This is a genomic window from Streptomyces sp. NPDC002265 (genome assembly GCF_040296125.1).
Classification (GTDB): domain Bacteria; phylum Actinomycetota; class Actinomycetes; order Streptomycetales; family Streptomycetaceae; genus Streptomyces.
The window spans coordinates 1-8,719 of sequence record NZ_JBEOWS010000386.1 but is presented as its reverse complement, the minus strand read 5'-3'; the positions used below and the strand labels follow the sequence as shown (position 1 = coordinate 8,719).

General features: G+C 70.4%; 9 protein-coding genes. 7 read left to right on the top strand and 2 right to left on the bottom strand.

Annotated features, from left to right (window positions below; genetic code table 11):
• Positions 1 to 390: 390 nt before the first annotated feature.
• The 5 genes from ABT085_RS39975 (at position 391) to ABT085_RS39955 (ending at position 5,624) form a co-directional block, all read left to right on the top strand.
• Complete coding sequence (locus ABT085_RS39975) at positions 391 to 1,326, top strand: coiled-coil domain-containing protein (protein WP_152890884.1); 936 nt, start codon at positions 391 to 393, stop codon at positions 1,324 to 1,326.
• A 270-nt stretch (positions 1,327 to 1,596) separates the two neighbouring features.
• Complete coding sequence (locus ABT085_RS39970) at positions 1,597 to 2,547, top strand: ABC transporter ATP-binding protein (protein ID WP_351619985.1); 951 nt, start codon at positions 1,597 to 1,599, stop codon at positions 2,545 to 2,547.
• 2 nt (positions 2,548 to 2,549) lie between these two features.
• Complete coding sequence (locus ABT085_RS39965; RefSeq protein WP_351619982.1) at positions 2,550 to 3,320, top strand: ABC transporter permease; 771 nt, start codon at positions 2,550 to 2,552, stop codon at positions 3,318 to 3,320.
• Between the two features lie 145 nt (positions 3,321 to 3,465).
• Complete coding sequence (locus tag ABT085_RS39960; protein WP_351619979.1) at positions 3,466 to 4,758, top strand: ABC transporter ATP-binding protein; 1,293 nt, start codon at positions 3,466 to 3,468, stop codon at positions 4,756 to 4,758.
• A complete protein-coding gene (locus tag ABT085_RS39955; protein ID WP_351619976.1) occupies positions 4,755 to 5,624 on the top strand; it encodes an ABC transporter permease subunit in 870 nt (289 codons plus the stop codon). The genes ABT085_RS39960 and ABT085_RS39955 overlap by 4 nt, the downstream gene beginning before the upstream one ends.
• Positions 5,625 to 5,661: 37 nt before the next feature.
• Here ABT085_RS39955 and ABT085_RS39950 read toward each other — a convergent pair whose 3' ends face one another.
• Positions 5,662 to 5,991, bottom strand: a complete 330-nt coding sequence (locus ABT085_RS39950; protein WP_351619973.1) for an Rv1322 family protein — start codon at positions 5,989 to 5,991, stop codon at positions 5,662 to 5,664.
• 221 nt (positions 5,992 to 6,212) lie between these two features.
• Here ABT085_RS39950 and ABT085_RS39945 point away from each other — a divergent pair, with 221 nt between their 5' ends.
• Positions 6,213 to 7,241, top strand: coding sequence for an LLM class flavin-dependent oxidoreductase (locus ABT085_RS39945; protein ID WP_351619970.1), 1,029 nt, complete (start codon positions 6,213 to 6,215; stop codon positions 7,239 to 7,241).
• An 84-nt stretch (positions 7,242 to 7,325) separates the two neighbouring features.
• On the opposite strand, the gene ABT085_RS39940 is transcribed toward ABT085_RS39945, so the two are convergent.
• Complete coding sequence (locus tag ABT085_RS39940) at positions 7,326 to 7,718, bottom strand: SCO5389 family protein (protein WP_351619967.1); 393 nt, start codon at positions 7,716 to 7,718, stop codon at positions 7,326 to 7,328.
• A 252-nt stretch (positions 7,719 to 7,970) separates the two neighbouring features.
• Here ABT085_RS39940 and nucS point away from each other — a divergent pair, with 252 nt between their 5' ends.
• The gene (gene nucS / locus ABT085_RS39935; RefSeq protein WP_351619964.1) at positions 7,971 to 8,642 is read left to right on the top strand and encodes an endonuclease NucS; all 672 of its coding nucleotides are present in this window, start codon (positions 7,971 to 7,973) and stop codon (positions 8,640 to 8,642) included.
• Positions 8,643 to 8,719: the final 77 nt, after the last annotated feature.

The following is an 8,719-nucleotide window of genomic DNA, read 5'->3' as shown; positions in this document are numbered from 1 at the left end:
ATCCGGGGGCGCGGGGCCGGGGGGGCGCCCCGCCCCTTGCGTCGGTGGCCCGCCGTGGGGGGGCCCCCTCCACCGCTTTGGTGCCGGTGCCCGTGCCCGTGTCCGTGCCGGTGTCGGTACCGGTGTCGGTGTCGGTGCGTCGGAGGTGCCGCCGGCCCGATGTGACGCAATCGACGCCGAGGGCCGTGAGGTATGAGGAACCCCCGGCGGATCGTGAGAGTTCCGTTAAGGTCTGGGGTCTTTGACCAGGTTTTTGGCAAGCCCTCCTGCGGCGAGCCACCCAAAAGGGGTGTCATTCTCCAGATCAAACACGTATCCGCTCGATGACACACCGCTTAGGCCCCTAGGATTCCACCTATCACCTCACCGGTCTCATTCGACAGGAACCCCATGAGCGACACTTCCCCCTACGGCTTCGAGCTTGTGCGGCGTGGGTACGACCGCGCTCAGGTGGACGAACGCATCTCGAAGCTCGTCTCCGACCGCGACAGCGCTCTGGCCCGTATCACCGCTCTCGAGAAGCGCATCGAGGAGCTCCACCTCGAGACGCAGAACGCCCAGGCTCAGGTGAGCGACGCCGAGCCGTCGTACGCCGGCCTCGGTGCGCGTGTCGAGAAGATCCTCCGCCTCGCCGAGGAGGAGGCGAAGGACCTGCGCGAGGAGGCCCGCCGCGCGGCCGAGCAGCACCGCGAGCTGGCCGAGTCGGCCGCCCAGCAGGTTCGCAACGACGCGGAGTCGTTCGCCGCCGAGCGCAAGTCCAAGGCCGAGGACGAGGGCGTCCGGATCGTCGAGAAGGCCAAGAGCGACGCCTCGCAGCTGCGTGCCGAGGCCCAGAAGGACGCGCAGTCCAAGCGTGAGGAGGCCGACGCCCTCTTCGAGGAGACCCGCGCCAAGGCCGCGCAGGCCGCCGCCGACTTCGAGACGAACCTGGCCAAGCGCCGCGAGCAGTCCGAGCGCGACCTGGCCTCGCGTCAGCAGAAGGCCGAGAAGCGCCTGGCGGAGATCGAGCACCGCGCCGAGCAGCTGCGCCTGGAGGCCGAGAAGCTGCGCACGGACGCCGAGCGCCGGGCCCGCCAGACGGTGGAGACGGCCCAGCGTCAGGCCGAGGACATCGTGGCGGACGCGAACGCCAAGGCCGACCGCATCCGTTCGGAATCCGAGCGTGAGCTGGCCGCGCTGACCAACCGCCGCGACTCGATCAACGCGCAGCTGACGAACGTCCGCGAGATGCTCGCCACGCTCACCGGTGCCGCGGTGGCCGCCGCCGGCAGCCCGGCCGACGACGAGCCGATCTCCCGCGGGGTTCCGGCCCAGCAGACCCGGTAAGTCCTTCACGACAGCAAAGGGCCCGCACCCTCCCCCGGGGGCGCGGGCCTTCGTCGTACCGCCGTCCGGCCGTCACCGAAGGCCCGTCCGAGCCCCGCCGCCGCGTTGCGGTCCGGCCGCCTTCGGGCGGTCCTCCGGGCACCCTCGTACAGTCTTCCGGTCGTCGTCGTACGGCCTTTCGACCGGCGTCGTACGGCCTTCGTCGCGCGGTCGGACGCTGTTTGCCCGCCCGGGTGGCAGCCGCCCAACGGCCGCCCTAGCGTGGGCGGCATGATCGAGCTCGAGGGGCTGAGCAAACGGTACGGCGAGAAGGTGGCGGTCAACGGGCTGACATTCACCGTCAGACCGGGCATCGTCACGGGCTTCCTCGGGCCCAACGGCTCGGGCAAGTCGACGACCATGCGCATGATGCTCGGCCTCGACCGGCCGACGGCGGGCGACGTCCGCATCGACGGCCGGCACTACGCCGACCTGAGGAACCCGCTGAGGTACATCGGCGCCCTGCTGGACGCCAAGGCCGTGCACGGCGGCCGCAGCGCCTACAACCATCTGCTCTGCCTCGCGCAGAGCAACGGCATCCCCAACAGCCGGGTCCACGAGGTGCTCGACACCGTCGGGCTGTCCGCGGTCGCAAAGAAGAAAGCCAAGGGGTTCTCGCTCGGCATGGGACAGCGGCTCGGGATCGCGGGGGCGCTGCTCGGCGACCCGCGGATCCTGATGTTCGACGAGCCGGTCAACGGGCTGGACCCCGAGGGCATCCACTGGATCCGCACCCTCATGAAATCGCTGGCCGCGCAGGGCCGGACGGTGTTCGTCTCCAGCCATCTGATGAGCGAGATGGCGCTGACCGCCGATCATCTGGTCGTCATCGGGCAGGGCAGGCTGCTCGCCGACACCTCCATGGCCGACTTCATCAGGCAGAACTCGCGCGCCTACGTCCGCATCCGCACCCCGCAGCGCGAGCGGCTGCTCGACGTGCTGCACGAGGCCGGCATCACGGTCGTGGAGAGCGGCAGCGGTGTGCTGGAGGTGGACGCCGGGAAGCCCGAGCTCATCGGGGAGCTGGCCGCGCAGCACCACATCGTGCTGCACGAGCTGAGCCCCCAGCAGGCCTCCCTGGAGGAGGCGTTCATGCAGCTGACCGCCGAGTCGGTGGAGTACCACGCGCATGCCGACACCGCTCTGCCCCGCCAGTGGGGCGACGGCCGGGAAAGGGGCTGAGCATGGCGGCGACGCAGGTCGTCAGATCCGAGTGGACGAAGATCCGCTCCGTCGCGTCCACGGTGTGGACGCTCTCCCTCGCCGTGGTCGTCACCGTCGCCCTCGGCATGCTGATCTCGGCGCTGTCGCGGAGCCAGTTCGACCGGATGCCGGTCCGGGAGCGGCTCTCCTTCGACCCGACCTTCGTCAGCTTCGCCGGTATGACCCTGGGCCAGCTGGCGATGATCGTGTTCGGCGTGCTGGTGGTGTCCAACGAGTACAGCACCGGCATGATCCGCACCTCGCTGGCCGCCGTGCCGCAGCGCGGCACCTTCCTGGCCAGCAAGATCGCGGTGGCGACCGGGCTCGCCCTGATCGTCGGGATGGTCACCAGCTTCGCCGCCTTCTTCCTCGGCCAGGCCATGCTCGGCTCGCTGCGCACGGAGATCGGCGAGCCCGGCGTGCTGCGCGCGGTGATCGGCGGCGGCCTCTACATGACCCTCATCGCGATGTTCTCGATGGGCATCGCCACGATGCTGCGCTCGCCGATGCTGTCGCTGGGCATCCTGATGCCGTTCTTCTTCCTGATCTCCAACATCCTCGCCAACGTCGACGCGACCAAGCGGATCGGCCGGTTCCTGCCCGACCAGGCCGGCGGCAGGATCATGCGGGTGGTCCAGAGACTCGACGACGACACCCCCTACGGCCCCTGGGGCGGGCTCGGGATCATGGTGCTGTGGGTGATCGCCTCGCTCCTGGGCGGTTACCTGGTGCTGCGCAACCGCGACGCCTAGTGACCGCACCGACCTGCGCTGACCTGCACCGACCCGTTCGTTGTTTTACCTTCCCTTGAGCGGAACCGTCAGCACACCGATAGGCTCCTTACCCTTACGGGGGGCGTGTGCCCCGCTGTCCTGATCCTCTCGATGGGTGCGGAGCATGATCGAGGCTGTCGGCCTGACCAAGCGCTACGGCGACAAGACCGCCGTGTACAACCTTTCCTTCCAGGTACGACCGGGTGCCGTCACCGGCTTCCTCGGGCCCAACGGCTCGGGCAAGTCGACGACCATGCGGATGATCCTCGGCCTGGACAACCCCACCGCGGGCTCGGTGACGATCGGCGGCTACCCGTACCGCCGGCTGCCCAACGCCGCGCGCCAGGTCGGCGCCCTGCTCGACGCCAAGGCCGTCCACGGCGGCCGGCACGCCCGTAACCATCTGCTGTCCCTGGCCCAGCTGTCGGGCATCCCGGCGCGGCGCGTGGACGAGGTGCTCGGCGTGGTCGGGCTCCAGGACGTGGCGCGGCGGCGCTCCAAGGGGTTCTCGCTCGGCATGGGGCAGCGGCTCGGCATCGCCGCCGCGCTGCTCGGCGACCCCCAGGTGCTGCTCTTCGACGAGCCGGTCAACGGCCTCGACCCCGAGGGCATCCTCTGGGTGCGCAACCTGATGAAGACCCTGGCGGCGGAGGGGCGGACCGTGTTCGTCTCCAGCCATCTGATGAGCGAGATGGCGCTGACCGCCGACCACCTCATCGTCATCGGACGCGGCCAGCTGCTCGCCGACATGAGCGTGCGCGACTTCATCTCGGCCAACTCGGCCGATTTCGCGCGCGTGCGCACCCCGGACACCGAGCCGCAGCTGCGCGAGAAGCTCACGTCCGCGCTGGCCGAGGCGGGCGGGCACGTGCTGCCCGAGCAGGACGGCGCGCTGCGGGTGACCGGGCTGCCGCTGCCGCGCATCAGCGACATCGCGCACGAGGCCGAGGTACGGCTGTGGGAGCTGTCGCCGCACCAGGCCTCGCTGGAGGAGGCGTACATGCGGATGACGCAGGGCGCGGTCGACTACCGCTCGACGGTCGACCAGAAGGCCGGGCTGATGCAGCCGCTGCCGCCCGGTGCGCAGCCGCCGATACCGATGCCGATACCCGGGCAGGGCCAGCCGGGCTGGTACCCCCCGCCGCCGCCCCAGCACGGCGGACAGCCGTTCGCGATGCAGCCCCCGGCGCCCGGCCAGGTCCCCGCGGGCCCGTACGGCGGTTACGGCGCTCCCGCCACGCCCAACCCGTACGCGGCGCCCACGGCCCCTCCGGTCGCCGCGCCGCCCGCCGCCGCGCCCCCGGTCGCCGCGCCGCCGGTCGCGCCCGCCGCCCCGGCAGCCCCGGCAGCCCCGGCAGCAGAGGCAACGCCCGCACCCGCCACCGACGCTCCGACGAAGCCCGAGGACGCCCGATGAGCACGCCCCAGCCCCCGATGCCGCAGGCCGCGCCCGACTGGCAGGCTGCGGCCGGTTCCGCGTACCCCAGCTACACCTCGCCGATCCCCGTCGTACGCACGCACCTCGGACACGCCATCGCCTCCGAGTGGACGAAGATCAGGTCCGTGCGCTCCACGATGTGGACGCTGGGCGTGTTCGTCCTGCTCGTCGTGGGCATCGGACTGCTGGCCGCCCTGGTCATCTCCGCCAACGCGAACGAGTCGGACCTGTCCGGCGAGAACCCGCTGTCGTTCGGCTTCTTCGGGCTGCTCATCGGCAGCATGTGCATCATCACGCTCGGCGTGCTGACCACGGCCTCGGAGTACGGCACCGGCATGATCCGCACGACCATGACCGCGTGCCCCTCGCGCGGCCGGGTGCTGACGGCCAAGGCGATCGTGTTCTTCCTCGTCGCCTTCGTGATCACGCTGGTGTCGGCGTCCCTCGTGGCCCTCGCGGACGTGTCCATCCTGGACGGGGCGCGGCAGCCGTCGGGCAGCGAGTGGTTCAAGGCCACCGTCGGCGTCTCGTTCTACATGGCGCTGCTCGGGCTGCTGTCGCTGGTGCTCGGCTCGATCATCCGGCACTCGGCGGGCGCCATCACCATCATGATCGGCGTGCTGCTGGCCCCGCTGGTCATCGCGCTCTTCATGTTCTCCTCGTCGCTGGAGAAGGTCCGCGAGGCGCTCTTCGAGTACTCGATCCCGAACCAGCTCAGCGTCTTCTACTCGACCTCGCTCAGCGAGTCCGGTCCGTCCGGCTGGGACCCCCTGTGGATCGCGCTGGGCGTCACGGCCGTCGCGTTCGCCTGCGCCTTCGCGCTGCTGGAGAAGCGGGACGTCTGACCTTCGCCCCGGCCCGGCTCCGACGGCCGGGCCCGACTCAGAATCTGGGCGCGTTACGGGACCGCTGCACCCTCGTGGTGCGGCGGTCCCGCGCGTTCCAGCACGCCTTGTGCCAGTGCCGGCGCTCGTCCACACCCGAGTGCTCGGGCCAGGCGACCACGTGCGGCACGCCGTCGGGGATGTTCTGGTCGCAGCCCGGGCAGCGGTAGGACTTGCCCTGCGCGCTCGCTCCGGCCACATGACGCACGTTCCACTCCTCGCCCTGCCAGCTGGTCGTGGACTGCCAGCCGCCGTAGCGGCCGGAGGAGTCGTCCTCCGCGCTCCGGCCGGAGCCGGAGCCCTTGGGACGGTTGCGACGCGGGGACACGGAACACCTCACGGCTCTGCAGGAAACACGGACCGTGTCCAGCCTACGCGCCGCCGACCGGGGTACGCGTAGGTCGTCAAACCTCACAAGTCCCCCTCTCCTGGGACCGATTCTCCAGACAATCGGCAAATCTCCCCGTCAGGCCGTGACCTAGGCATGTGTCGGACGGTTATGCCGGGTGGGGGAGCTCCATGTCGGAGCCAAGGAAGCAGGAAAGTGCAATGCGTGTAGGAAGTTTCGTGTTGGCGGCCCAGTTCCCCGGACAGGGACAGGGAGAGGCGCTGCACCGCGCGGTCCGCTCCGCCGAGGTCGCCGAGGAGGCGGGGCTCGACACGGTCTGGCTGGCCGAGCACCATTTCGTGCCGTACGGAACCTGTCCGTCGGCGGTGACCCTGGCAGCGCTGCTGCTGGGCCGCACCCGACGCATCCGGGTCGGCACTGCGGTCAGCGTACTGCCAACCGTGCATCCCGTGGCCCTCGGCGAGCAGGCCGCGCTGCTGCATGTGACCAGTGGCGGCCGGTTCTCGCTGGGCGTGGGACGCGGTGGGCCCTGGGTGGACCTGGAGGTGTTCGGCGCCGGTCTGAAGGCGTACGAGAGCGGGTTCCCGGAATCGCTCGATCTGCTGGTGCGCTGGCTGCGCGAGCCCTCGGTGGGGGCGTCCGGCGGGCGCTTCGCCTTCCGTGAAGTCCCCGTGGTGCCCCGGCCGTCGGAGTCCCTGACGGACGGCACGGGACCCGAGGTGGTCGTCGCCTGCACCTCGCCGGCGAGCGTGCGGCTGGCCGCCGAGCGCGGGCTGCCGATGCTGCTCGGCATGCACATCGGCGACGAGGAGAAGGCGGAGATGGTGGCACTGTGGCGACAGCACGCGCGCGCGGCCGGGCGACCGGCGCAGGAGGTCCACGACGCGGCCCATGTCTCGGCCGGGGTCTGCCAGATCGCGGACCGGCGTACGGACGCGGTGGAGGCGCTGACCAAGGCGATGCCGGGCTGGCTGAAGCAGGGGCTCGACGCCCATGTGACGGTGGACGGCCGCGCCCGGCAGATGCGGGACCCGCTGGCGTACACCGAACTGCTCTGCGGGCTGCACCCGGTGGGCACGCCACGGCTGTGCGCCGACCGGCTGGCGGCGACCAGCGAGCGGACCGGAATCAACCGTTTCGCCCTGCTGGTCGAGGGCTCCGGCGATCTGGCCGCGACCGAGGAGAACGTACGGCGGCTGGGCGCCGAGGTGCTCCCGCACCTCGGCTGAACACCCCCGCCGCACGGGGAGCTTGCCGCTCCGGCACTGACTGCACCTCCCGCGGACGGAGCGGCAAGCAGGCGGCTCACTGCGTCAGCAGTCCCGGAACTCGGGGGACTGGTTCAACACCTGACTGCGAACCGAGGTGAAACGGGCCAGCGACTCCTCGACCGAGGCGTCCAGCGGGAACACCGCCACCCGGTGGCAGTTCTGAAAGGCCAGACGCACACCGAAGTGTCGCTGCAGGGCTCCGCGGATCGCGTCGCTCGCGAGTGCGCGCAACAGCTGACCGCGGGCCTGCTCGTCAGGCGGGGGCGTCTGGTTGTCGGCGAACTGGCCGCCGTCGACCTTCAGCTGGGCCACCAGGGAACTGATCATCTCCCACGCGTAGGGCAGGGAGGTCCGGACGCAGTCGACGAATTCTGCTTCGTCGACCTCGCCTCGCTCGGCCTGTTCGAGTAGGGCCGGTGAGACGTCGAGCGACATGGGTTCTCCTCTCGCACCCCCGAGACGCAGGGGTTGCCGGACAGGGAAGGGAAGTTCGCACGCCGGAACACCGAGCACGCTGCGTGTACGCATCACGACCTCCCGTTTACTACGGTAGGCACCCGCCGGGGGCGACACCAGGAGATTGCACACTTAGGGAACTCCCAGTAAGCACACAATCGGCCACCCGTGAACCCAGGTCATCCTGGGCGAATCGCGTCTACCGCCGCCCGTCGAGTAGCGTTGCGGACCATGCGTCTCGTCATCGCCCGGTGTTCCGTCGACTACGCGGGCCGGCTCACCGCCCATCTCCCCTCCGCGCCCCGCCTGATTCTGGTGAAGGCGGACGGCAGCGTCTCCATCCACGCCGACGACCGGGCCTACAAGCCCCTGAACTGGATGTCGCCGCCCTGCACGCTGAAGGAAGGCAGTGGCGACGAGGCCGGTGTGTGGACGGTCGTCAACAAGGCGGGCGAGAAGCTCATCATCACGATGGAGGAAGTGCTCCACGACTCCTCGCACGAGCTCGGCGTCGATCCCGGCCTGATCAAGGACGGCGTGGAAGCGCACCTCCAGGAGCTGCTCGCCGACCGCATCGACACCCTCGGCGAGGGCTACACGCTGATCCGGCGCGAGTACATGACCGCCATCGGGCCCGTCGACATCCTGTGCCGGGACGCCGCGGGCGGGACCGTCGCGATCGAGATCAAGCGGCGTGGCGAGATCGACGGTGTCGAGCAGCTCACCCGCTATCTGGAACTGCTCAACCGTGACCCCCACCTGGCTCCGGTGCGGGGTGTCTTCGCGGCCCAGGAGATCAAGCCGCAGGCCCGCGTGCTGGCGACCGACCGCGGCATCGACTGCCACATCCTGGACTACGACGCGCTGCGGGGCATCGAGGACGACAAGCTGCGGCTGTTCTGAGCGGTCCGCACGGACACAGGTACGCGGCCCGCACGGGCACAGGTACGGCAGAGGGCCGGGTCCGCCGAAGCGGGCCC

What these genes read in the sequence shown, in the direction of transcription:
- ABT085_RS39940 (WP_351619967.1), bottom strand. Translation starts at nt 7,718, where the DNA reads ATGTCGCTCGACGTCTCACCGGCCCTACTCGAACAGGCCGAGCGAGGC.
- nucS (WP_351619964.1), top strand. Translation starts at nt 7,971, where the DNA reads ATGCGTCTCGTCATCGCCCGGTGTTCCGTCGACTACGCGGGCCGGCTC.
- ABT085_RS39955 (WP_351619976.1), top strand. Translation starts at nt 4,755, where the DNA reads ATGAGCACGCCCCAGCCCCCGATGCCGCAGGCCGCGCCCGACTGGCAG.
- ABT085_RS39960 (WP_351619979.1), top strand. Translation starts at nt 3,466, where the DNA reads ATGATCGAGGCTGTCGGCCTGACCAAGCGCTACGGCGACAAGACCGCC.
- ABT085_RS39945 (WP_351619970.1), top strand. Translation starts at nt 6,213, where the DNA reads ATGCGTGTAGGAAGTTTCGTGTTGGCGGCCCAGTTCCCCGGACAGGGA.
- ABT085_RS39970 (WP_351619985.1), top strand. Translation starts at nt 1,597, where the DNA reads ATGATCGAGCTCGAGGGGCTGAGCAAACGGTACGGCGAGAAGGTGGCG.
- ABT085_RS39975 (WP_152890884.1), top strand. Translation starts at nt 391, where the DNA reads ATGAGCGACACTTCCCCCTACGGCTTCGAGCTTGTGCGGCGTGGGTAC.
- ABT085_RS39965 (WP_351619982.1), top strand. Translation starts at nt 2,550, where the DNA reads ATGGCGGCGACGCAGGTCGTCAGATCCGAGTGGACGAAGATCCGCTCC.